Origin of the sequence: Streptomyces sp. NPDC057697 (genome assembly GCF_042799335.1) — a bacterium.
Lineage (GTDB): Bacteria > Actinomycetota > Actinomycetes > Streptomycetales > Streptomycetaceae > Streptomyces.
Genome location: NZ_JBHVJA010000020.1, coordinates 1 through 23,882 on the forward strand (window position 1 = coordinate 1; position 23,882 = coordinate 23,882).

The window sequence follows — 23,882 nt, forward strand, 5'->3', positions numbered from 1 at the left end:
CCACCGCATCGAAGCCCACACCGACCTCCTGTTCACCAAACGCCACCTCTTCCACCGCTCCCACATCGAACTCGACTTCGGCGGCCACCGCATACGCACCGAAGGCATCGAGAAGAACACCCACGACAACCCCTTCGGCGCCGTCCTCTCCTTCCGCGGCACCCCCACCGACACCACCGTCGAGCACGCGCTCTCCGGCAAGGTCATCGAGCTCACGGACACCTTCCCGGTGCCCGACGCGAAGGCGTTCGAGGTCGGCCAGTGGTGGACGGTCCAGGTCGACCCGGTCGAGGGCGGCGGCCGCGACGAACGCGAACTGCAGAAGCTGGTCGAGATCACCGAGATCGTCGACGCGGGACACATCCGGATCGGCTACCTCAACGGCTGGGAGCTCGCCGCGGGCCGCAGGCTCACCTGGACCCGCGTCGAACCCGTCCGGGACACCCATGTCCGCAACATGGTCTTCGAGGGCGCGGGCCCCGACGAGTACACCGGCTCGCACCCCGTCAGCTTCGAGTACGCCGTGGGCTGCGACGTCTCCGGGATCCATGCCACCGGCACCTTCTGGCCGGTCGTCATGCGCCGCTGGTGCACCCGCTTCCGCACCGAGGACTGCTCCCTGAAGAACCCGCCCACCGTCGAGTACGGCGGCGCGGGCTATCTCACCCAGCAGATCTACTGCCTGTACGGACGGGTCGCCGACTGCACGACCAGCAACGTGCGCCACCTCAACGACCTGACCGCCTCCGCCTACTGCACCGTGGTGAACTGCCACGGCGACGGGGACGACGCGGGCGGCAACCCCTTCACGACACACGGACAGTACGAGCACGACCTCCTCTTCGACGGCAACTCCGGGCTGATGGACATCGCCAACTCCGGCGCCCAGTGGGGGATCTCCGCGAAGCGGATCACCGTACGCCGACACGTCTGCTCCTGGTTCACCGCCAACACCAAGATCACCGATCTCACTCTGGAGGACATCACGGTGATCGCGCGCCCCACCTTCGACCAGGCCGGCACCCTCACCGTCAACGCGGACGGCGCCCAGGTGCGCGGCTGCACCGCGAAGACCTTCGCCGTCGCCCAGCGCTCCGCCCGGTCCACCCGGCCGACCACCATCAGCGACTGCTCCTTCGAGCCGCCCGCCGGGGCGGTCCTCGTCCAGACCCCGGTCACCGTGTCCGTGCACTTCGTGCGCTGCACGTTCACCGGCGTCGACGGCGCGGTCCTGCGCGGCGCGGGCCCCGTCCACTTCACCGACTGCACCGTCACCGGGGCCGGGAACGCGGCGCCGCTCTCGGTCGGATCGGCGGATCTGCGGATCGACGGCGGGAGTTACGACAACACCGGCATCGAGCTCAGCGCCGTGCGCGACCAGCGGTTCACCGTCACGGGCGGCGCCCGGTTCACCGGCGGCAACAAGGCCAAGGCGCTGCTCGGCCGTGCGGCCGGTCCCGGGAAGGTGACCTGGGACATCACCGGGATCAGCAGCACCGCCGCCGGAGCGGACACCGCCCATGTCCGCATCGTCGACGGCACCAACCACTACGCGGCGACCGCCGGCCGCTTCACCGGGGGCACGCTCCACCTCGCCCCCGACGCGCTGGACTCCGTGCTGCACACCGCGTGCGTGGAGGACGGGACGAAGCGCGTCGCCATGCCCGCGAGCGGCGAGCGGGTGCGCACGGACGGGAACCTGATCCTGTGACCGCCGTCGTCCGTACCGCCACGGCGGCCGACGACCCGGCCCTGGCCGCCCTGTGGCAGCGGTGTTTCGACGCCCCGCAGATCGTCCGTCTGCACGCCCTGGACCCGGACCGCCACCGCCACACCTTCGTCGCGCAGAACGCGGCGGGGGACGGGATCGACGCGGTCGTGGTCTATGTGCCGAGACTGATCCGTGACGCGCGGGGCGTCCCGCGCCGGGTCGGCGGCATCGGCAGCGTCGCCACCCGGCCCGAGGCCCGCGGGCAGGGGCTGGTGCGGCGGCTGCTGGAGGCGGCGGAGCGCACCATGACGGCCGAGCGGTGCGACTGGTCCCTGCTCTTCACCGGGACCCCGGGCGTCTACCGCGGCTCGGGGTGGGAGGAGTTCGCGAGCACGTACACGGAGGGGAGGCTCGCGGTGCCGTCCGCCGCGGGGAGGTTCCGGATCCGTGCCGCCACCGCGCGGGACGCCGCCGAGGTGGCGGCGCTGCACCACGCGTACAACGCCGTCCGGCCGCTCAGCTCGCTGCGGGCGCCCGAGGACTGGGCGGTGCGCGTGCCCGCCTGGTACGGCCCCCTCGAACGCTCGCTCGTGGCCGAGGATCCCGGATCCGGGGCGCTCGTCGGTCTGCTGGTGGTCCAGTACGAGGGGGAGTGCGTGGAGGTGCGCGAATTCGCGGGAGCCCCCGGGTGCCTGGCCGAACTGTTCGCCGCCGTCGGTGAACGGGGCCGCGCGGCGGGCCTGGGCCGGGCCCGGGTCCGGCTGCCCGGCGACCCGGAGATCCGTGCGGCGCTGCCCGCCCTGCTGGCGGACGCCCGGCAGGTGACGGAACACGTGGGGATGGCCCGCCCGCTGCACGCCTCCGCGGCGGACGTCCGGGCCACGGTCACGGCGCCCGGCGCGGTCCATTGGTACGGCGACTGCTTCTGAGCCCCGGGCGGGGGCGCCGTCGGCCGCGCGAGGCGGGCGGGCGGCGCCCCACCGGCCCGGTCAGGCGCCGTCCTTCGAGGAGCCCTCGTCGTACGCCGAGGTGCCCGAGTCCAGCAGGGGCTCCTGGGTCTTGAGGTGGGCCGGGGCGAAGGCGCGCAGCACGTGGTAACCGGTGATCACCACGATGGTGCCCAGCGCGATGCCGCTCAGCTCGAAGTTGTCGGTGATCTTCAGGCTGACCCCGCCCACGCCGATGATGATGCCCGCGGCGGCCGGTACGAGATTCAGCGGGTTGCGCAGATCGACCTTGGCGTTCAGCCAGATCTGGGCGCCCAGGAGGCCGATCATGCCGTAGAGGATGACCGTGATGCCGCCGAGCACTCCGCCGGGGATGGCGGCGACGACCGCGCCGAACTTGGGGCAGAGCCCGAAGAGCAGGGCGAAGCAGGCGGCGGCCCAGTACGCGGCGGTGGAGTAGACCCGGGTCGCGGCCATCACACCGATGTTCTCCGAGTACGTGGTGTTCGGCGGCCCGCCCACCGCGGTCGACAGCATCGACGCGGCGCCGTCGGCGGCGATCGCGGTGCCGAGCTTGCCGTCCAGCGAGGCGCCGGTCATCTCGCCGACGGCCTTCACGTGTCCGGCGTTCTCCGCGATCAGCGCGATGACCACCGGCAGGGCGACCAGGATCGCCGACCACTCGAAGCTCGGCGCGTGGAAGGAGGGCAGCCCGATCCAGTCCGCCTTGGCGACACCGGACAGGTCCAGCCGCCAGTGGTCCACCGCCCCGGCCCCTCCGGCCGGGGAGTGGATCTTGCCGAAGACCTGGTCGAGGACCCAGGAGAGCGCGTACCCGAAGACCAGGCCCAGGAAGATCGCGATGCGTGAGAAGAAACCGCGCAGGCACACTACGGCCAACCCGGTGAACAGCATCACCAGCAGGGCTGTCCACTGGTCCTGCGGCCAGTAGGTCGACGCGGTCACCGGAGCCAGGTTGAAACCGATCAGCATGACCACGGCGCCGGTGACCACCGGCGGCATCGCCGCGTGGATGATCCGCGCGCCGAAGCGCTGCACCGCGAGACCGGCGAGGAAGAGCACCACGCCGACGACGAAGACCGCGCCGGTGACCACGGCGCTGCTGCCGCCGCTCGCCCGGATCGTCGCCGCGACCCCCACGAAGGAGAGCGAACAGCCGAGGTAGCTGGGCACCTGTCCACGGGTGGCCAGCAGGAAGATGGCCGTGGCGACGCCCGACATCATGATCGCCAGGTTCGGGTCCAGGCCCATCAGCACCGGAGCGACGAACGACGCGCCGAACATCGCGACCACGTGCTGGGCGCCCAGCCCGAACGTACGGGGCCAGGAGAGCCGTTCGTCCGGCCGGACCACGGCCCCCGGTGCGGGGGTCTTCCCGTCGCCGTGCAAGGTCCAGCGCACGCCGAGGCCGCCCATGGTCGCTCCCTGTGGTGTAGGTGCGGAGCCGAGCGCCTCGCCGGGCACGTCGTTGCCGCAGAAATGATCAGCGCCATGGTAATGCCGGATCGCGGCGTGCTCACGGCCGGGCCACGCCCCTGAGCACGGACGATGCGGGCCGCGCGGGGACGGAAACCCCGCACGGCCCGTCGGTGGGGCGGTTCAGGGCCGCGGCTCGGCCGCCGCCGGGCCCGGGGCACCGGCGTCCGGGGACGGCACCGGCCTGCGGTCGCCCGCCCGCAGTACCCCGGCCCCCAGCACCAGGCCGAACGCGAGCACCGTCACCAGGCCGAACGAGACCACCAGCGAGGTCGCCTCGGCCAGCGAACCGATCGCGGACGGGGCGATCAGCCCCGAGGTGTACGTGATCGTGGCGACGCCCGCGATCGCCTGGCTCGGGTTCGGACCGCTGCGCCCGGCCGCCGCGAAGGCGAGCGGCACCACCACCGCCACGCCGAGCCCGAGCAGCCCGAAGCCGCACATCGCGAGCACCGCGTCCGGCGAGGCGACCACGAGCAGCCCGCCGACCGTCGCGAGGACGCCGCCGGCCCGTACGGTCCGCACCGCGCCGAAGCGGTCCACGACCTTGTCACCGGCGATCCGGGCGACCGCCATGGTCAGCGCGAACGCCGTCGTGGAGGCGGCGGCGAGCCCGGCGGAGGTGTCCATGATGTCCCGGAGGTAGACCGCCGACCAGTCCAGGCTGGCGCCCTCGGCGAACACCGCGCAGAAGCCCACCGCGCCGATGACCAGCGCCGACTTCGGCGGCAGCGTGAAGCGCGGCGGAGGCTCCTCGTCCGGCTCGCTGCGCAGGTCCAGCACGCCCTGGCAGGCGATCAGGCCGAGCGCCGTGAGCACCAGCGCGGCCAGCGTGTGGTGCACCCGGGCGTCGGTGCCCAGGTGCGCGGCGACCGTGCCGGCCGCCGAGCCGATCAGGGCGCCCACGCTCCACATGCCGTGCAGCCCGGACATGATCGACTTGTCGAGCCGGTTCTCCACCTCGACGCCGAGGGCGTTCATCGCCACGTCCGACATGCCGGCCGTCGCCCCGTACACGAAGAGCGCGGCGCACAGCGTCACCAGGTTGGGCGCCGTCGCGGGCAGCACCAGCGCCAGCGTCCACAGGGCGAGCAGCCCGCGCAGCGCCGTCCTGGCGCCGAAGCGGTGGCTGATCGCGCCGGCCAGCGGCATGGCGAGCGAGGCGCCGATCGCCGGGAAGGCGAGGGCGAGGCCGAGCTGCCCGGCGCTGACCCCGGCGTGGTCCTGGATCCAGGGCACCCGGGTGGCGAAACTGCCGGTCACCGTGCCGTGCACGGTGAAGACGGCGGCGACGGCGAACCTGGCGCGCCTCACCCGCGCCAGGTCGAAGGCCGTGTCTGTGGGATCCGTTGTCATACCGCGGTGCCCTCTCCTGGGAAATTCTCTGTCGCCGGTGGTCCCGGTGCCCGTCTCCACGGTGCGGGCGGTAAACTATCAGGAACCCTGCCTGATAAATAGTGCGTCTGTGCGTCCAGTACGTCAGCGATCTGGAAGGATCCCGGCATGCCCGCATCACCGAGCACCGCACGGGCCATCAACGACCGGCTCGCCCTGCGACTGCTCCAGCAGGACGGTCCGCTGACGGCCGCGCAGCTGAAGACCCTGACCGGCCTCTCCCGGCCCACCGTCGCCGACCTCGTCGAGCGCTTGCAGGGTGCCGGTCTGATCCGTGTCGTCGGCGAGGCCGGTGCCCGGCGCCGCGGCCCCAACGCCCGGCTGTACGGGATCGCCGCCGACCGCGCCCATCTCGCCGCCCTCGACGTACGCACCGGCAGCGTGGCGGTGGTCGTCGCCGATCTGCTCGGCACCACCCTGGCCGAGGCGACCCTGCCCATCGGCGGCGACACCGGCACCGAGGCCGCCGCCGAACAGGCCGCCGCCCTGCTGGAACGCACCGCGAGAAAGGCCGGGGCCGGTCCGCTGCACAGCGTCGGCATCGGCGCGCCCGGACTGATCGACCCGGTCACCGGCGAACTGCGCGACACCACCGGGCTGCCCGCCTGGCACCGGCGGCTGGTGGGGGTGCTCCAGCAACGGCTGCCCGCGACCGTACTGGTCGAGAACGAGACCAATCTCGCCGCCGTCGCCGAACACCGCGGCGGGGCGGCCACCGACCGCGACACCTTCGTGCTCTTCTGGCTCGGTCACGGCGTCGGCGCCGCCGTCATGCTCGACGGGAAGCTCCGCCGAGGGGCCTCCGGCGGTGCCGGCGAGATCGGCTTCCTGCCGGTGCCCGGCATTCCCGGCACGCCCTCGGCCCTCAACTGCGACGGCGGGTTCCACGCGCTGGTCGGCTCCGCCCCGGTCTGCGAGCTGGCCGCCGCCCACGGCATCGCCGTGCCCCGGGGCGCCGCCGAGGGCGACAAGGAACCGGGCGCCGCGTCCGCCGTGCGGGCCGCGCTCGCGGGGGAGGGGGACGGCGAGGCGTTCCTGGACGCCCTCGCCGGGCGCCTCGCGGTCGGCGCCGCCGCCATCGCCTCGGTCCTCGACCCGGGCTGTGTGCTGCTGGCGGGCGAGGTCGGCCACGCGGGCGGGGACGCGCTCGCCTCGCGGGTCGAGGAGCGGCTGACCCTGATGTCACCGCTGCGCACCGAGGTCAGGGCCGGGCGGCTGGGCGGCGCCGCGGTGCTCCGGGGCGCGCTGCTCGCCGCCCGGGAGGCCGCTCAGGACGAGCTGTTCGCCCCGTCCGGCTGAACCGCCGGGCGGTCGCCCGCTCGCCCCGCCTGCCTCGTCCGCCCGGCGGTCCGGTGTGCGGCACGGCCGGGAGCCCGGCGGCGACCGGGGGCGATCCGGTCACCGCCGGGCGGTTCGGGGGAGGGTGTCAGCAGGCCCCGAGGTCCTGCCAGACGCCCCAGTCGCCGGTGGAGCCGGGCGTCTCGCCCTTCGTCCACCACTTGGCCTTCCACTGGTGCGAGCCGTGGCTCACCGTCGTACCGGCGCCGTACTCGGAGCCCGCGCTCCAGGCGGGCGCGGTGCACCCGCCGCCGGTCGACGGGTCCGGCGACGGCGTCGACGTGCCCGTACCGGGCTCGACCAGGGTGGTGCCGCGTGCCAGGTCGGCGGCGAGGGCGTACGACTTCCCGCCGAAGGTCACCGTCCAGTTCGACGGAGTGGAGGTGGGCAGGTAGTAGACGAAGTCGACCTGCACCGAGGCGCCGGGGGCCAGGCTCTGCCAGGCCGGGAGCTTCAGCGAGACGCGGTTGTGGTCGCCCTTGAGCCCGCCGACGTTGGTGGCGGCGGTGTGGCCGCTGCGCACGATCGTCGTGCCGAAGCCCGACTGGTCCTTGGCGTTGGGGGGCGCGGACGTCGCGTAGTCGAACTGGAACTCCGTGCCGCCGGGCAGCGTCGCCCCCGTACGGTTGGTGATCTTCAGCTTGGGGCTGATCGGGTAGTTGGAGTCACCGAGCGGGAACTGGTCGAACGACACGTCGATGTCGAGTGCCTCGGCGGGCAGGTCGACGGTGGACCGCTTCGCGCCGTACGGGGCGGCCGACTTGAAGATGTCGTACATCGTGGAGGTGAGCGTGGAGCCCGGCTCGTACTGGCCCTTGGCGGCGTTCCAGCCGTAGTCGCCCGCGAGCTCCCAGATCATGGTGCCGCCGATGCCCCGGTCGACGACGTAGTCCGCCTTCGCGGCCACCGACTGCTCGTCCTCGGTGGACAGGAAGACCTTCTTCTCGGCGTTCCACAGCCAGGGCGCGACCAGCGTCGGGTCGTACGCGCGGGCGTAGGTGCCGGTCAGCTCGGTGTCCGCGGGGAATCCGTAGTCGGTGACGTAGTCGCCGACGATGCCCTTCTCCAGGTTCTTCGCATGCCACATGGGGTTGGAACCGGCCGGGGACTCCTTGCCGTTCGCGTCCTGGTCGTGCCAGAGGTTGTCGATGCCCACGGCGCCGTCGCCGCACTTGGTCAGGCCCGCGCCGGCCGGGCAGTCGGTGGAGGGGGCCCTGCCCCACAGCCCGTCCCTGCCGCCCTGCACGTTCTTGAAGCCGCGGGTGTAGTACGGCAGCCCGATGTTGATCCGGCCGGCCGGCATGGAGCCGCGGAAGTAGTGGTAGGCCCAGTCGGTGTTGAGGTAGCCGATGCCGCCGTACTGCGAGGTCGAGTAGACACCCGCCTGGGCCAGTTCGGCGTCCTTGCCGTCGTCGAACAGCGCCGCGTTCGGGCCGACGTACTCGTTCCAGGCGCCGTGCAGGTCGTACGACATGATGTTGACGTAGTCCAGGTACTTCTGGACCTGGAAGGTCTCCATCCCGCGCAGCAGATAGCCGGACGAGGGCGCGGCCACGCTCAGCAGGTAGTGGGTGCCGTCGGCGGCGGAGGCGCGGTCGAGCCTCTCGCGCAGGGTCTTCATCAGCGCGGCGTAGCCCTTGACCAGACCGGCCCGGCGGGCGTTGGAGAGCGTCCGGTCCAGCGGGTTGCCCGCGTCCTTCATGGTCGTCGGGTACTCGTAGTCGATGTCGACGCCGTTGAAGCCGTACTTCTTGACGAACGCGACGGCCGAGTCGGCGAAGGTGTCGATGCCCGCCTGGTTGACCGAGCCGTCGGCGTTGGTCGCCATCGAGTAGAAGCCGCCGGAGTCCACCCGCTCGCCGCTGGCGTCGAAGTAGCCGCCGGTCTCGGCCCAGCCGCCCACCGAGACCATGGTCTTCACGTTCGGGTACTTCTTCTTGAACGTGTTGAGCAGGTTGAAATGGCCCTTGTAGGGGAGGGCCGGGTCCATCCCGGCGCCCGCGACGCCCGGCCAGGTCATGCCGGTCGCGGCGTTGTCCGGCCCGTCGGCGCCCACCGAGAGCCTGTGGGCACCGTCGACGTGCGCGAACGCGTAATTCAGATGGGTGACCTTGTCCCAGGGGATGTCGGAGGCGAGATAGGCGGGCTTCCCGTCCTTGCCGGTCCGCCAGCCGGTGAAGTACCCGATGACCCGCCGCGGATGGTCGGCGCCCATCTTCTCGCGGCCCTCGGTGTCGTAGACGGAGCAGTAGGGGACGGCGACGCCCGGGGTCTCGTAGAGCCCGTCGGGGCGACAGGACTCCTGGTCGGCGGCGGCCGACTCAGTGGCGGCGAGCGAGCCCATCAGCAGACCGGCGACGGCTACGCCGACCGTGAGCAGGGTGGCTCTCGCACGGGTGGGGGACAGCACGTTCGGTTCCTCCCGGGGAGGTTCGGCAGAACACAACTGGCAAGGGGGTGGGTCGTGTCGGTGCCCCGGGTGTGCGCACACCGCGGGACCGCTCCTCGGAGGTGACGCAGAGATTAAAAGGACTAGACCAGTGCGTCAATAGGTCTGGACCTTTAAGGATCAACTTGTTCGGCGAGGCGCTCCGGGCGGGCTCCCTGTGAGCCAGCCCACAAGCGCTCACTCGTATGGCCCGCCGCCGGGCGTGGCACACTGATCGTGTACCAGCAGCAGCGCACTCCGGGGTCGGTGCAATTCCGAACCGGCGGTTATAGTCCGCGACCCGTCCGCATCCAGCGGCCGGTTGACCAGGTGGGATTCCTGGACCGACGGTTAAAGTCCGGATGGGAGGCAGTGCGCGGCGGGCCGTTTCGCGGGTACGCCGCCGTCGGCGGATGGATTCCGGGCAACCGGTCCATCCGTGTTTTCCGGCATTTCCGGCGTTCCCCCGTGGCGTTCCCGCTTCATCTGTCGTCATCGACAGGCCCCGGAGTCCGTGCCCGAAGAGGCAGGAGGACCCGGTGGACACCGCAGCCGACATCACCGCCATGCGCCGTGCGATCGCACTCGCCGCCCGCGGTCTCGGCTCCACCAGCCCCAACCCCGTCGTCGGCTGCGTCGTCCTCGACGCCGCGGGCCGCCACGCCGGAGAAGGCTTCCACCGAAGGGCCGGCGGACCGCACGCCGAGATCCACGCCCTGCGCGAAGCGGGCGAGAGGGCCCGGGGCGGCACCGCCTACGTCACCCTCGAACCCTGCAACCACACCGGCCGCACCGGCCCCTGCGCCCAGGCCCTCGTCGAGGCCGGGGTCGCCCGGGTCGTCTACGCGGTCGGCGACCCGAACCCGCAGGCCACCGGCGGTGCCGACACCCTGCGCGCGGCCGGGATCAAGGTCGGGCAGGGGCTCCTCGCGGCCGAGGCCGAGGCGGGCAACGCGGCCTGGCTGACCTCGGTGCGGCTCGGCCGCCCGTACGTCCTGTGGAAGTACGCGGCGACCCTCGACGGCCGGATCGCGGCCGCCGACGGCAGCAGCCGCTGGATCACCTCCCCGGAGTCCCGCGCCGACGTCCACCGGCTGCGCGCCGAGTCCGACGCCGTCGTGGTCGGCTCCGGAACCGCCCGCACCGACGACCCCCAGCTCGGCGTGCGCGGCATCGAGGACGCCGTGCAGCCGCTGCGGGTGGTCGTCGACACCACCGCCACCGCCGTCCGCCCCGGCGCCCGCGTCCTGGACGGCACCGCCCCCACCCTGATCGCCGTCGCCGAGGACGCCGACGCCCGGCACCTGCCCGAGGAGGCCGTGCTGCGGCTGCCGCGGGCCGCCACCGGCACCGGCCTGGACATCCCCGCTCTGCTCCGCGCCCTGCACGGGCGCGGCGTCCGCTCCGTACTCCTCGAAGGCGGCCCGACCCTGGCCGGGGCCTTCGTCGCCGCGGGAACGGTCGACGGGGTCGTCGGCTATCTCGCCCCCGTGCTCCTCGGCGCCGGCCCCGCGGCCCTCGCCGACGCCGGAATCTCCACCATCTCCGACGCGTTGCGCCTCGATGTGACCGAGACCGTCCGGATCGGCCCCGATCTGCGCGTCACCGCCGTCCCCGGCCCTGCCCGGAAGGGAAACTGAGTGTTCACCGGAATTGTCGAAGAACTGGGTGAGGTCACCGCCGTCGAGAAGCTCGGCGACGCCTCCCGATTCCGCCTGCGCGGCCCCGTGGTCACCGAAGGCGCCAAGCACGGCGACTCCATCGCCGTCAACGGCGTCTGCCTCACCGTCGTCGACCTCGGCGACGGCGAGTTCACCGCGGACGTGATGGCCGAGACCCTGAACCGGTCCAGCCTCGGCGCCCTGGACACCGGCTCCCGGGTCAACCTGGAACGCCCCATGGCGGTCGGCGGCCGGCTCGGCGGCCACATCGTCCAGGGCCATGTCGACGGCACCGGGCACATCGTCGGCCGCGAGGTCTCCGAGCACTGGGAGATCGTCAAGGTCTCCCTCCCCCCGGAGCTGAGCCGCTACGTGGTGGAGAAGGGATCGATCACCGTCGACGGCGTCAGCCTCACCGTGGTGGACGCCGGACCCGACTGCTTCACCATCAGCCTCATCCCCACCACCCTCGCCCTGACCACGCTCGGCATCAAGGAGACCGGCGACCCGGTCAACCTGGAGGTGGACGTCATCGCGAAGTACGTCGAGCGGCTGCTCGGCGACCGCGCGCGAGACCCCGAGGAGCCGGTGAAGTGAGCGCCCTGCACTGGCTGAACTCGGAGGCGTTCACCGTCTTCGGACAGCACATCATCTGGTCCGACATGATCGGCAACACCGTCGGCCTGATCGCGCTGACCCTGGGCTGGCTCCGCTCGATCTGGACCTGGCCCGCCCAGCTGCTCTCCGGCGTCGTGCTGGTCGCGGCCAACGCCTCCGTGCACCAGGCGGGCAGCGTCGGCAAGCAGCTCGTCGTCGTCGCCGTGGCGGTCTGGGGCTGGCAGCAGTGGACCCGGGGCAGGCGGCAGGCCCAGGACGGCTCCATCGCCGTACGGTTCGCCACCTGGCGCGAGCGCGGCCTCCTGCTGGGCGGCGCCGCGCTCGGCACCCTCGCGGTCGGCGGCCTGTTCACCGCGTTCCCCTCGCTCTCCTGGAGCCCGTGGGCGGACGCGTACATCTTCGCCGGGACGCTCGTCGCCATGCTCGCCCAGGCCCGCGGCATGGTGGAGTTCTGGTTCGCCTGGCTCCTGGTCGACCTGGTCGGCGTACCGCTGAACTTCCACAGCGGACTCGCCTTCTCCGGTCTCATCTACGTCGTGTACGGCGCCCTCGTCCTGTGGGGCATGCGCGACTGGTGGCTGCGCTCGCGGACACCCGCTCTGGAAGGAGCCACGGCATGACTGCCCAGCCCACCTGGCTGCACCCGGAACACGGCGACGCCGCCGAGGACCTCCGCCTGGACCCCGTCGAGCAGGCCGTCCGCGACATCGCCGCGGGCCGGCCCGTCGTGGTCGTCGACGACGAGGACCGGGAGAACGAGGGCGACCTCGTCGTCGCCGCCGAGAAGGCCACCCCCGAGATCGTCGCGTTCATGATGAGCGAGTGCCGCGGTCTGATCTGCGCGCCCATGGAGAACGACGAGCTGGAACGGCTCGAACTCCCGCAGATGGTCGACCACAACACCGAGTCGATGCGCACGGCGTTCACCGTCTCCGTCGACGCCTCCGCCGCACACGGCGTCACCACCGGCATCTCCGCCGCCGACCGGGCCACCACGCTCCGCCTGCTGGCGGGCGGCGAGGCGGTCCCCGGCGACTTCGTGCGCCCCGGCCATGTCTTCCCGCTCCGCGCCCGCTCCGGCGGCGTGCTGGTCCGCGACGGCCACACCGAGGCCGCCGTCGACCTCGCCCGGCTCGCCGGACTGCGGCCCGCCGGGGCCATCGTGGAGATCGCCGGTGAGGACGGCGTGATGCTGCGGCTGCCCCAGCTGGTCCCGTTCGCCCGCAAGCACGGCCTCACGATCATCTCCATCGCGGACCTGATCGCCTACCGCCGCAGCTGTGAACCGACCGTCCGCCGCGAGGCCGAGGTCCGGCTGCCGACCAGCTTCGGCGCGTTCACCGCGTACGGCTACCGCTCCACCGTCGACGGCGTCGAGCACGTCGCCCTGGTCCACGGCGATCTCGGCGACGGCGAGGACGTCCTGGTCCGGGTCCATTCCGAGTGCCTGACCGGCGACATCTTCCAGTCGCAGCGCTGCGACTGCGGCCCCCAGCTGCACGCCTCCATGCGCCGGATCACCGAGGAGGGCCGCGGCGTCGTCGTCTATCTGCGCGGCCACGAGGGCCGGGGCATCGGCCTGCTCTCCAAGCTGCGCGCCTACGAACTCCAGGAGCGCGGCATCGACACCCTCGACGCCAACCTGGAACTCGGGCTGCCCGCCGACGCCCGGGACTACGCGGCAGGCGCCCGGATCCTCGACGACCTCGGCGTGCGCAGCCTCAGGCTGATGACCAACAACCCCGACAAGACGGCCGCGCTCGTGCGGCACGGCCTCGCCGTCACCGGCCGCGAGCCGATGCCCGTCCAGGCCGGCGAACACAACCTGCGCTACCTGCGCACCAAGCGCGACCGCATGGGGCACGACCTGCCCTGGCTCGACACCGCCACGGTGTCGACCTGCGGCAACCAGTGAGATCACGGAAACGAGCGGTAGGAGAGACATGAGCGGCAAGGGCGCACCCGAACTGTCGGTACGCAACTGCGGTGACCTGCGCGTGGCGGTCGTCGCCGCGCAGTGGCACGAGAAGGTCATGGACGGACTCGTCGACGGCGCCCTGCGCGCCCTGCACGAACTGGGCATCGACGAACCGACCCTGCTCCGGGTGCCCGGCAGTTTCGAACTCCCGGTCGTGGCCAAGGTCCTCGCGGGCCGGGGCTACGACGCGGTCGTCGCCCTCGGAGTGATCATCCGCGGCGGCACCCCGCACTTCGAGTACGTCTCCCACGGCGTCACCCACGGCCTCACCCAGGTCGCCGTCGACACCGGCGTCCCGGTCGGCTTCGGCGTACTGACGTGCGACACCGAGGAGCAGGCGCTCGACCGGGCCGGCCTGAAGGGCTCCAACGAGGACAAGGGGCATGAAGCGGTCACCGCGGCCGTCGCCACCGCCGCCACACTGCGTACCATCAGCGAGCCCTGGCGCTGAGCGCGGGGCTCGGACCCCGTACTCTAAGACCATCATGGCGAACAAAACCTTCGAAGAGCTCTTCGCCGAGCTGCAGCTCAAGGCCGCCAACGGCGACCCCTCCACCTCCCGTACCGCCGAGCTCGTGGACAAGGGCGTCCATGCCATCGGCAAGAAGGTCGTCGAGGAGGCCGCCGAGGTCTGGATGGCCGCCGAGCACGAGAGCAAGGACGCCGCCGCCGAGGAGATCTCCCAGCTGCTGTACCACGTCCAGGTGATGATGGTCGCCCGCGGGATCTCGCTCGACGACGTCTACGCCCACCTCTGAGCACCGCCCCCGCACCGCACATGTCCGCACGTCCGCAGAAGACTCCCTCCTCGCAAAGGAAACCTGACCTCATGCTGCGCATCGCCGTCCCCAACAAGGGTTCACTCTCCGGGCCTGCGATGGCGATGCTCCATGAGGCCGGATACCAGCAGCGCAAGGAGTCCAAGGAACTCGTCCTCGTCGACCCCGAGAACGAGGTCGAGTTCTTCTACCTGCGCCCGCGCGACATCGCGATCTACGTCAGCTCCGGCCGCCTCGACATCGGCATCACCGGCCGCGACCTGCTGCTGGACTCCGGAGCCGACTCCGAGGAGATCCTCCAGCTCGGCTTCGCCCGCTCCACCTTCCGCTACGCCACCAAGCCCGGCTCGGCCGAGGGCCCGCAGGACTTCGACGGCATGACGATCGCCACCTCCTACGAGGGCATCGTCGCCAAGCACCTCGCGGACCTCGGCGTCAACGCCTCCGTCGTCCACCTCGACGGCGCGGTCGAGACCGCCATCGAGCTCGGCGTCGCCCAGGTCATCGCCGATGTCGTGGAGACCGGCACCAGCCTGCGCAACGCCGGGCTGGAGGTCATCGGCGAGCCGATCATGAAGTCGGAGGCCGTCGTCATCCGCCGCACCGGCGCACCCGACGACGACCCCAAGGTGCGGCAGTTCCTCCGCCGTCTCCAGGGCGTCCTGGTCGCCCGCTCCTACGTGATGATGGACTACGACTGCCGCGTCGAGCACCTGGAGCGCGCGGTCGCCCTTACCCCGGGCCTGGAGTCGCCGACCATCTCGCCGCTGCACCACGAGGGCTGGGTCGCCGTCCGCTCCATGGTCGCCGCCCGGGAGGCCCAGCGGATCATGGACGATCTCTACGACCTCGGCGCCCGCGCCATCCTCACCACCGCCATCCACGCCTGCCGCCTCTGACGGCCGGGCAACCACCCGGAAGACAGAAGAACATCATGTCCGCCCCCGCGCCCCGGCCCGAACTCCCCACCCTCCCGGTCACGTTCCGGCCGACCCGAACCCGGGTGGTCCTGCTGACCGTGGGGGCGGCGATGTTCCTCGTGATAACCGCCATCGCCCTGACCCTGGAGCAACTGAGCCCGGGGGAGCGGGCCAGCTTCGTCTTCACGGCGCTGCTCTTCTTCGGCGTGCTCGCGCTGCTCAGCCGCCCGAAGGTCGTCGCGCACGAGGACGGGGTGACCGTGGTCAATCTCACCCGGACGCGCCGGCTGTCCTGGGCCGAGATCCTCCGGGTCAACCTGCGTGTCGGCGATCCATGGGTCTTCCTCGACCTCAGCGACGGCACCAGCATGCCCGCCCTCGGCATCCAGCCGGGAATCGCCAAGCAGCAGGCCATCCGCGACGCCCGCACGCTGCGTGCCCTCGCCGAGAACCACGGCACGGGTACCGACAACGGCTGAGCCCCCTGCCCCGTACGGCCCGTTCTTGACTACTCTGGAGGACGGCGGTGCCCCGTGCACCCCGCCCCGCACCCAGAGGTCCAGGAGAACCGGGACCGGCGGGGCTTTCCTGCGACCCAAGGAGTGACTCCTTCCAGCAATGGACGGATCGTCCGGTAGTACCTGCGCCGCCCCTTCCCCGGAGGCGGCGGCATGACCACCCCCCTGCTGCTTCTGAGCGCGGCATTCCTTCTCATCCTCGCCAACGGATTCTTCGTGGCCGCCGAATTCGGGCTGGTCACGGTGGAACGGCCGGACGCCGAACGCGCCGCGGCCGAGGGCGACCGGCGGGCCCGTACCGTCGTCCAGGCCCTGCGTGAGCTCTCCTTCCAGCTCTCCGGCACCCAGCTCGGCATCACCATCACCTCACTGGTCGTCGGCATGCTCGCCGAGCCGGCCCTCGCCCAGCTGCTGGAGGGCCCGCTCACCGCGACCGGGCTGCCCGGGGGCGCCGTCCCCGGCGTCAGCGTGGTGATCGGGATGATGGCGGCCTCGGCCGTCCAGATGGTGATCGGCGAACTCGTCCCCAAGAACTGGGCGGTCTCCCGGCCGCTCCAGGTCGCCCGGTTCGTCGCCGGACCCCAGCACCGATTCTCCGCCGCCTTCCGGCCGGTGATCAGCCTGCTGAACACCGTGGCCAACCGGCTGGTGCGGCTGCTGGGCGTCGAACCCACCGACGAGCTGGCCTCCGCCCGGACCCCCGGGGAGCTGGTCTCCCTGGCCCGGCACTCGGCCGAGGCCGGCACCCTCGAACAGGACACCGCGGACCTCTTCGTACGGACCCTGTCGCTCGCCGGGCTCACCGCCCAGCACGTCATGACCCCCCGGGTGAAGGTCAGCGCCCTTCAGTCCTCGGCGACCGCACAGGACGTCCTCAACCTCACCCGCGCCACCGGCCTCTCCCGCTTTCCCGTCTACCGGGAGCGGATCGACGAGGTCATCGGCATGATCCACCTCAAGGACGCGCTCGCCGTGCCCGCCCAGGACCGGCTGCGCACCCCGGCCGGACGCATCGCCGTGCCACCGCTGCTGGTCCCGGAGACGCTGCCCGTCGAACAGCTGCTCCAGCGGCTGCGCAAGGAGCAGCCGATCGCGGTCGTGGTCGACGAGTACGGCGGCACCGCCGGTGTCGTCACCCTCGAAGACATCATCGAGGAACTCGTCGGCGAGGTCAGGGACGAGCACGACGCCGAAGGCGCCGACCGGCCCGAACTGGCCCCCGCCGCCCCCGAGGACGGCCACCCGGCCTGGGACGCCGAGGGCAGCTGCCGGGTGCTCACCCTGCGCCGGATAGGACTCGACGTCCCCGACGGGCCGTACGAGACCGTGGCCGGACTCGTCGCCGACCTGCTGGGACGCATCCCCGCCCCCGGCGACCGGGCCGAGCTGCCCGGCTGGCGGATCTCCGTACGCCAGGTCGGCCACTACCGCGCCGAGAAGGTCCGCTTCGTCCGCACGGCCGAGCAGGACATCAGCGGTGACCCGCTGACGCGCGACGTCCTGGAGGCCGTGCGATGAGCCTGGTCCAACTGCTCTTCGCCGCACTCCTCGTGCTGGCGAACGGCTTCTTCGTCGGCGCCGAGTTCGCCCTCGTCTCCGTACGGCGCAGCCAGGTCGAGCCGCTCGCGGCGGCCGGTTCGGCCCGCGCCCGCCAGGTGCTGTACGGCCTGGAGAACCTGCCGCAGATGATGGCCGCCGCCCAGTTCGGCATCACCGTCTGCTCGCTGACCCTCGGCGCCGTCGCCGAACCGACCGTCGCCCATCTCCTGGAGCCGGTCTTCCAGACGGTCGGCCTGCCCGAGGGCCTCGTCCACCCGCTGGGCTACGTCCTGGCCCTGGTCTTCGTGGTCTTCCTCCACCTCGTCATCGGCGAGATGGTCCCGAAGAACCTCGCCATGGCGGCGCCGGAGAAGACCGCGCTCTGGCTCAGCCCCGGTCTCGTCGGCTTCGCCCGGATCTGCCGCCCGGTCACCGCCGCGCTGGGCGCCTGCGCCCGGCTGGTGCTGCGGATGTTCGGCGTCGAACCGAAGGACGAGGTGGAGGCCGTCTTCACCAGCGAGCAGCTCAACCGGCTCGTCGAGGACGCCGGCCAGGCCGGGCTGCTGGAGCCGGAGGCCCAGGAGCGGCTGGAGGACGCGCTGGAGCTGGGCAGCAGGCCCGTCACCGACGTGCTGCTCCGCCGCGCCGCGCTGGTGACCGTCGACCCGTCCGTCACCCCGCGCCGGATAGAGGAGCTGACCGTACGCACCGGCTTCTCGCGCTTCCCCGTGTGCGCGGAGGGCGGCGGCCCGTTCATGGGCTATCTGCACGTCAAGGACGTCCTGGACCTGGAGGACGGCGAGCGGGCCGTTCCCCAGCACGTATGGCGCCCGATGGCGACCGTACGGGCCGAGCTGCCCCTGGACGACGCCCTGACCGTGATGCGCAGGGCGGCCACGCACCTGGCCCAGGTCGCCGACGCGTCCGGCCGGATCCTCGGCCTGGTCGCCATGGAGGACGTCCTGGAGATGCTCGTCGGCGAGGTCCGTGACCCCGCGCACCGGGTGGCGGTACCGCGCCGGGCGGCGGAGCCCACGAGCACGACGACCGGCTCCGGCGAGCTCACCGCGGCGGTCCGCCAGGGCGTGTAGCGAGAGTCCCGTCCGCCCGGCGGTGTCCGGCACGCACGCTCGCCGCGTTGCCGGGGCCGCCCCGATGCACCCGGTGTCGGGGCGGCCCCGCGCCGTGCGGTCGCACGCACCGGACACCGCCGGGCCCGCGCTTAGGGCTCACGACGCCACTTTCGGCACACGCCCCGGCCGTGCCGTCGCCGGTCCTCCGGCGGCCGGGGCTCACAGGAGCGGCGGCTCCTGCGGCCCCCGGTCCACCGGCCCCCGGCCGGACAGCACCTCGCCGTACGCCTGCATCAGGTCCGGCAGCCGCAGGGTGGCCAGATCGTCCCGGCCCGGCACGGCCGCGTAGCCGGAGAGCCGCAGATCGCGGTAGGCGCAGCTCTTCTCGTACAGGGTGCGCAGGAACCGTCCGTTGCCCAGCTCGTCGATCCAGCCCTGCTCCACGACGTGGCCGCTGATGGAACGCAGCTCCTCCAGGGACTCCTCGTCCCACGCGTCGCCGTTCTCCGCCGCGAGCACCTCGCCGATCGAGGTGAGCTCCAGCGGCCGGTAGCTCGGGAAGTCCACCCGGGTGGTGAAACGCGAGGAGAGCCCCGGATTGGTGGCCAGCAGCCGGTCCATGCCCTCCGGATAGCCCGCGAGGATGACGACGAGATGGTCCCGGTTGTCCTCCGCGCGCTTGAGGAGGACCTGAAGGGCCTCGTCGCCGTAGGCGTCGCCCTTGCTGTAGCCGCTGTTGGCGAGGCTGTACGCCTCGTCGACGAAGAGCACCCCGCCGAGCGCGGAGTCGATCAGCTCATTGGCCTTGACCGCGGTCTGGCCGAGGAACTCGCCCACCAGATCCGCCCGTTGGGCCTCCACCAGATGGTCGCCGCCGAGCAGTCCCAGCGCGTAGAAGACCCGGCCCAGGATGCGGGCCACGGTCGTCTTCCCCGTACCGGACGGGCCCGAGAAGACGAAATGGCGCTTCGGAGGCTGCACGGGCAGCCCCTGGCCGGACCGCAGCCGCGCCATGTTCAGCTGCGCGGACAGGGCCTTGACCTGGCGCTTGACCGGCTCCAGCCCCACCATCCGCTCCAGCTCGGCCAGCGCCTCGGCGAGCAGCACCGGATCGCTGGGCCCCGCCGGGAACGGGGACGGCGGCTGACCGGGAGCCGAGGCCCTGCGCCGCGCCCCGCCGGAGGGCGGCGGCATGCCCGTGCCCGGCAGACCGGGCACCTCGGCGCCGGGCCGCAGCTCCCGCCCGTCCGGCGGATCGGAGCCGAGCAGCGGATCCGCGTCCGGCTGTGACTCCGCGGCGGTGCCGTCCGGGCCGAACCCGGCCAGCGACACGGCGGCCAGCCCCGCGACCTCGTCCGTACCCTCCAGGCCGTCGTAGTCCGCGATCGCGGCGAGCCGGGCCGAGGTGTCCATGAACGCCGGGTCGATGCGGTGCACCGCCCGGTAGAGCGGCAGGGCGGCGGCGCTGCGGCCGGTGCCCTCGTGCGCGCGGGCCAGCCAGTAGCGCAGCTCCTTGCGCTGCGGCTGCTCGCTGCGGCAGCGCATCAGTGCGGTGGCGAGCATCGGCTCGGCCTGCCCGTACATCTCCAGGCGCACCCGCGCCATGCCGCCGAAGAGCCCCGCCTCGATGCCGAGCAGCGGATCGTCCATCAGCTGCTCGGTGTTGCGTACGAGCTGCTCCCAGTCCTTGACCAGGTACGAGCGGCAGGCGTGCAGGAACCGTACCTGCGGGTCCGCGTCCACCGGCGGCAGGCCCGCGAGCGCCCGGTCCAGCTCGGGAACATGGCGGCCGTCCAGCCAGTGCGAGGCGTGCGCGAGCAGCAGATCACGCGCGCTCTCCAGCACCGGCTGCACCCACCAGCCCAGCCAGTACCAGGAGTTGAGCGTGCGCCGATGGCGGGTGCGCTGTTCGCCGAAGCGCTCGCGATGGCGGTACATGCGCAGCAGCGCGGTCGTCGTGTCGACCCTCAGGGCATGGAGGCCCAGCCAGCCGTCCGCCATGCCGGGATCGAGGCGTACCGCAGCCCTGAACTCCTCCTCGGCCTGTGGGTAGGCGCCCATGGTGTAGGCGTCCACGCCACGCAGCCAGGCGAGGTCGGCCGGGGCCTGTGCGCCCTGCGTGCCGCTGTCCATCTGGTCCCCCACAAACCGTGCCCCCAGGATGTCCCGCCGCACGATCCTGCCCACCGGGGCGCGCCGAATCACTTTGCCACGGACGGGAATTGACCGCACCGAGAGGCATCGTACCTGCGCAGGGAGTGTGCGACTAAGAGCGGCGCAGGCCGAAGGAGCGCCGTGACCCAGGGTGAGCGGAATCCGTTGCTCCGGCGCGGGGGAGGGGATCTGAGGACAGAACGAAGCCCCCGATCACGGGGGAACAATCGGGGGCTTCGTGTCCTTGGTGGGCTCCGAAAAGCCGCACATTGAGAACGTAAGACCTGTACCGCCCTCCGGTCAAGCGGAGTTGAGGTACTCGCCGGGCGATTTCTCACCATTCAATACGGCGCCGTGCCACGCTCACGCTCGGTGACGGAATGGTTCGTTCCTGCTGCCGTTCCCGGGCCGTCCAGCAACGCGTATCCCACCGGCAACTGCCGTACCAGGGTGTCCGCATGACGGCGTGAGGGATCGGCCGAGAAGTGCTCCGCCTCGGCCGCCGTCCATCCGTCCCAGAACTCCGAGAGCGCGGGCCCGTCCCGGCGGCGGCCGCGTTCCCAGGACTCCGCCGCGGGGAGGTCCATCCACAACAGCCGGGCCAGCAGCGGCCGCAGCGCCCGGCGTCCGGCCCCGACCCCCTCGATCAAAACCACCGGGGCGGGCTCCAGGCCGCGCGGCTCCGCGAACCGCCGCGCGGTCCAGTCGTACGGCGCGTACCGCGCCCGCTCACCGCGTTCCAGCGGTGCGAGCACCTGCTCGCGCAGCCGGTCCACCCAGGTGAAGAAGGACTCGTGGGTGGCCAGGTCGTCCAGGTGCAGCACCGGGGCGTCGTCGAGGGCGGCCGCCAGGCGCGCGGTGAAGGTGCTCTTCCCGGACCCCGCGTGGCCGTCGACGGCGACCAGCCGGACCGGTCCGCAGGACGGGGCCAGGGCGCGCAGCCGGGCGGCGAGGGGCGAGAGGTCGTTCATGTCCACCAGCCTACGAGCCGCCCCGGAGCAGCAGCAGGTCACGCCAGTGGACCAGACCAATATTGGTCGATCGACGCGGGTCGAATCGCTGGCCGGACCCGGCCACGACCCGCGATAGTTGGCGCACTGTCGTGCACGTGCAGCCCCATTCCGCCGACCACCGGGGGTCCAGCCCATGAACAGACCGACCTCACGCAGAACCGTGCTCACCGCCGCGCTCGCGGCGGCGGCCACCGCCGGCGCGGTGTCGTCCGCCGGTCCGGCGGCCGCCGCTCCCTTTGCGGCCCCCGCGCCGGAGGGCCCCGCCGTGGACAACCATGCCTGGCACACCTACACCGACTGGCGCGCCGGCTCCGGCGCCGGGACGCGGGCCGTCGCGGGCCTCTGCCCCGGCCTGGTGATCGGTCACGCCGAGGGCCGCACCGACTACACCGATCCGCACACCGGCACCACCGCCACCTGGGAGTACGCGACCTGGACCTCGCCGGTCCACCGGTCCGCGGTCCCGGCGACCGAGGTGATCGCCTCCTGGAACGCGCACACCCCCGCGGGCACCTGGATCCAGATCGAGCTCCGGGGCCGCTACTCGGACGGCACCTCGACCCCCTGGTACGTGATGGGCCGCTGGGCCTCGGGGGACGGCGACATCCGCCGTACCTCCGTCGACGACCAGAGCGACGGCAGGAGCTCCGTCTGGACCGACACCTTCTCGGTGGACGACGCGGCGAGCGGCCTGCGGCTGGTCTCGTACCGGCTGCGGCTGACCCTCCACCGCACCCCCGGCAGCCGCCTGACGCCCACCGTCCGGCGGCTCGGCGCGATGGCCTCCGACATCCCGGACCGCTTCACCGTGCCCGCCGGCACCCCGCGTCTCGCCCGCGAACTGCGGGTGCCCCGCTATTCGCAGAACGTCCACGCGGGCCAGTACCCCGAGTACGACAACGGGGGCGAGGCCTGGTGCAGTCCCACCTCCTCGCAGATGATCATCGAGTACTGGGGCCGCCGGCCGACCGCCGAGGACCTCGCCTGGGTGAAGCCCGGCCTGGCCGACCCACAGGTCTGCCACGCCGCCCGGTTCACCTACGACTACCAGTACGAGGGCTGCGGCAACTGGCCGTTCAACGCCGCGTACGCCGCGACGTACCACGAGATGAGCGCGGCGGTGACCCGGCTCGGCTCGCTGGCCGACCTGGAGACCCTGATCCGCGCGGGCATCCCGGTCATCACGTCGCAGTCCTTCCTCAAGGAGGAGCTGACCGGCGCGGGGTACGGGACGTCCGGCCACCTGATGACCGTGATCGGGTTCACCGAGGACGGCGACGTGATCGCGAACGACCCGGCCTCGCCGGACGACGACGCCGTGCGCCGGGTCTACCGGCGCAGGGAGTGGGAGAACATCTGGCTGCGCACCAAGCGCTACGACGCGGAGGGCAAGGTCAGGAGCGGTACGGGCGGGGTCTGTTACCTGTACTGGCCCACCCGGCCGACTCCGGCCCAGCGCAGGGTGCTGCGGTCGTTCGGCCTGTTGTGAGCGTGCGCGGTGGCATGGCCGGTTCCCGGGAGGCGGCCACGCCACCGCGGCGGAGGGGCGTGTGCGGGGGGCGCTCGGTGCCGTGGGATGCCGGACGGGGCGGCCGGGGCCGAAACGGCCGTGGACTCCCGGTGTTCAGCTCTCGCCCGTGCCGCCGCCGTCAGGCGCGCGCCCATCGGCCGCTTCGGCCGGGTAGTACGCCGTGAGGAACTCCTCCATCGCCGCGTCGACGCCGGCCCGGTCGCCCGTGGCGAGCAGGTCGAGGAGGAGGCCGCGGACGACGGCGAGTCCGAGGCGGGCGCGGGTGCGGGCGGTGCCGGGGTCGGTGTTCCCGGTGGTCTCCGCGGCGGCGAGAGGGGCGAGCCAGTCGGTGACGAGACCGTCCAGGACCGGAGCCGCCTCGGGGCGTCCCTGGACCGCCTGCCCGTACAGCTCGAAGAACAGCCTTGTCCGGGTGGCGAGTTCGGGTGAGGTCAGCTGCCGCCACAGGTGCCGGGCGGCGTCGGCGGGCGAGAGGCCGGGTTCGGCGCGGAGCCGGGAGAGCAGGTCGCGCTGGCGCCGCTCGGAGGCCCGGACGATCTCGACCAGCAGTTGTTCCTTGGTGCCGAAGTAGTGGATCAGCATGCGATGGCTGACGCCGATGCCCGCGCCGAGGCGGCGCAGGCTCAGATCGGCGAGGCCGTGGGCGGCGACATGGTCCACCGCGGCATCGAGGATCCGTGCGCGTCGGTCACCGCCCCGACCAGGGCCTTCGTCGTCTTCTGCCCGCCGGTCCCCGCTGGTCTCCATGGCGGGAGTGTACCAAGTGGTACATCTGCTGTACC

20 protein-coding genes and 1 riboswitch are annotated in these 23,882 nt (G+C 72.3%); of the genes, 14 read left to right on the top strand and 6 right to left on the bottom strand.

Annotation, left to right across the window (positions count from 1 at the left end; all coding sequences use genetic code 11):
• The coding region (locus ACFVFH_RS33320; RefSeq protein WP_383775919.1) for a peptidase C14 at nt 1-1,711 on the top strand (1,711 nt) is incomplete at its 5' end.
• Nucleotides 1,708-2,640, top strand: coding sequence for a GNAT family N-acetyltransferase (locus ACFVFH_RS33325; protein ID WP_383775923.1), 933 nt, complete (start codon nt 1,708-1,710; stop codon nt 2,638-2,640). The genes ACFVFH_RS33320 and ACFVFH_RS33325, both read left to right, overlap by 4 nt.
• A 60-nt stretch (nt 2,641-2,700) precedes the next feature.
• On the opposite strand, the gene ACFVFH_RS33330 is transcribed toward ACFVFH_RS33325, so the two are convergent.
• Nucleotides 2,701-4,095, bottom strand: coding sequence for a uracil-xanthine permease family protein (locus ACFVFH_RS33330; RefSeq protein WP_383775926.1), 1,395 nt, complete (start codon nt 4,093-4,095; stop codon nt 2,701-2,703).
• Nucleotides 4,096-4,278: 183 nt separating this feature from the next.
• A complete protein-coding gene (locus ACFVFH_RS33335; RefSeq protein WP_383775929.1) occupies nt 4,279-5,511 on the bottom strand; it encodes an MFS transporter in 1,233 nt (410 codons plus the stop codon).
• A 147-nt stretch (nt 5,512-5,658) separates the two neighbouring features.
• Between ACFVFH_RS33335 and ACFVFH_RS33340 the strand changes: the two genes are divergently transcribed.
• On the top strand, nt 5,659-6,849 hold the full coding sequence (locus ACFVFH_RS33340; protein ID WP_383775932.1) for an ROK family protein: 1,191 nt from the start codon (nt 5,659-5,661) through the stop codon (nt 6,847-6,849).
• 127 nt (nt 6,850-6,976) lie between these two features.
• Here ACFVFH_RS33340 and ACFVFH_RS33345 read toward each other — a convergent pair whose 3' ends face one another.
• A complete protein-coding gene (locus ACFVFH_RS33345; protein ID WP_383775935.1) occupies nt 6,977-9,298 on the bottom strand; it encodes a chitinase C-terminal domain-containing protein in 2,322 nt (773 codons plus the stop codon).
• A 267-nt stretch (nt 9,299-9,565) separates the two neighbouring features.
• Nucleotides 9,566-9,696, top strand: a riboswitch (FMN riboswitch).
• A 159-nt stretch (nt 9,697-9,855) separates the two neighbouring features.
• Between ACFVFH_RS33345 and ribD the strand changes: the two genes are divergently transcribed.
• From ribD to ACFVFH_RS33395, 10 genes are all read left to right on the top strand, one after another.
• Nucleotides 9,856-10,956, top strand: a complete 1,101-nt coding sequence (gene ribD / locus ACFVFH_RS33350) for a bifunctional diaminohydroxyphosphoribosylaminopyrimidine deaminase/5-amino-6-(5-phosphoribosylamino)uracil reductase RibD (RefSeq protein WP_383775939.1) — start codon at nt 9,856-9,858, stop codon at nt 10,954-10,956.
• A complete protein-coding gene (locus ACFVFH_RS33355) occupies nt 10,957-11,574 on the top strand; it encodes a riboflavin synthase (RefSeq protein WP_383775942.1) in 618 nt (205 codons plus the stop codon).
• Entirely contained in the window at nt 11,571-12,215 is a 645-nt protein-coding gene (locus tag ACFVFH_RS33360; RefSeq protein ID WP_383775945.1) for a nicotinamide riboside transporter PnuC, read from the top strand. Before ACFVFH_RS33355 ends, ACFVFH_RS33360 begins: the two co-directional genes overlap by 4 nt.
• Nucleotides 12,212-13,510 carry a bifunctional 3,4-dihydroxy-2-butanone-4-phosphate synthase/GTP cyclohydrolase II gene (locus ACFVFH_RS33365; RefSeq protein ID WP_383775948.1) on the top strand — a complete coding sequence of 433 codons (1,299 nt, stop codon included), beginning with the start codon at nt 12,212-12,214 and terminating at the stop codon, nt 13,508-13,510. Before ACFVFH_RS33360 ends, ACFVFH_RS33365 begins: the two co-directional genes overlap by 4 nt.
• A 28-nt stretch (nt 13,511-13,538) precedes the next feature.
• Nucleotides 13,539-14,024, top strand: coding sequence for a 6,7-dimethyl-8-ribityllumazine synthase (gene ribH / locus ACFVFH_RS33370; protein WP_383775951.1), 486 nt, complete (start codon nt 13,539-13,541; stop codon nt 14,022-14,024).
• A 34-nt stretch (nt 14,025-14,058) separates the two neighbouring features.
• Nucleotides 14,059-14,331: a phosphoribosyl-ATP diphosphatase gene (locus ACFVFH_RS33375; RefSeq protein ID WP_018524273.1), complete on the top strand. Its 273-nt coding sequence runs from the start codon at nt 14,059-14,061 to the stop codon at nt 14,329-14,331.
• Between the two features lie 71 nt (nt 14,332-14,402).
• The gene (gene hisG / locus ACFVFH_RS33380) at nt 14,403-15,251 is read left to right on the top strand and encodes an ATP phosphoribosyltransferase (RefSeq protein WP_383775954.1); all 849 of its coding nucleotides are present in this window, start codon (nt 14,403-14,405) and stop codon (nt 15,249-15,251) included.
• 35 nt (nt 15,252-15,286) lie between these two features.
• The gene (locus ACFVFH_RS33385) at nt 15,287-15,751 is read left to right on the top strand and encodes a PH domain-containing protein (protein ID WP_383775957.1); all 465 of its coding nucleotides are present in this window, start codon (nt 15,287-15,289) and stop codon (nt 15,749-15,751) included.
• Between the two features lie 192 nt (nt 15,752-15,943).
• Complete coding sequence (locus ACFVFH_RS33390; protein WP_383775960.1) at nt 15,944-17,308, top strand: hemolysin family protein; 1,365 nt, start codon at nt 15,944-15,946, stop codon at nt 17,306-17,308.
• On the top strand, nt 17,305-18,420 hold the full coding sequence (locus tag ACFVFH_RS33395; protein WP_383775963.1) for a hemolysin family protein: 1,116 nt from the start codon (nt 17,305-17,307) through the stop codon (nt 18,418-18,420). The genes ACFVFH_RS33390 and ACFVFH_RS33395 overlap by 4 nt, the downstream gene beginning before the upstream one ends.
• A 201-nt stretch (nt 18,421-18,621) precedes the next feature.
• On the opposite strand, the gene ACFVFH_RS33400 is transcribed toward ACFVFH_RS33395, so the two are convergent.
• Together ACFVFH_RS33400 and ACFVFH_RS33405 are read right to left on the bottom strand one after the other, a co-directional pair.
• A complete protein-coding gene (locus ACFVFH_RS33400) occupies nt 18,622-20,535 on the bottom strand; it encodes an AAA family ATPase (protein ID WP_383775966.1) in 1,914 nt (637 codons plus the stop codon).
• A gap of 362 nt (nt 20,536-20,897) precedes the next feature.
• Nucleotides 20,898-21,527: a uridine kinase gene (locus tag ACFVFH_RS33405; RefSeq protein ID WP_383775969.1), complete on the bottom strand. Its 630-nt coding sequence runs from the start codon at nt 21,525-21,527 to the stop codon at nt 20,898-20,900.
• A 175-nt stretch (nt 21,528-21,702) separates the two neighbouring features.
• Here ACFVFH_RS33405 and ACFVFH_RS33410 point away from each other — a divergent pair, with 175 nt between their 5' ends.
• Nucleotides 21,703-23,058 carry a peptidase C39 family protein gene (locus tag ACFVFH_RS33410; RefSeq protein ID WP_383775972.1) on the top strand — a complete coding sequence of 452 codons (1,356 nt, stop codon included), beginning with the start codon at nt 21,703-21,705 and terminating at the stop codon, nt 23,056-23,058.
• A gap of 135 nt (nt 23,059-23,193) precedes the next feature.
• Here the strand turns inward: ACFVFH_RS33410 and ACFVFH_RS33415 are convergent, their stop codons facing one another.
• Nucleotides 23,194-23,847: a TetR/AcrR family transcriptional regulator gene (locus ACFVFH_RS33415; RefSeq protein WP_383775975.1), complete on the bottom strand. Its 654-nt coding sequence runs from the start codon at nt 23,845-23,847 to the stop codon at nt 23,194-23,196.
• Nucleotides 23,848-23,882 lie beyond the last annotated feature (35 nt).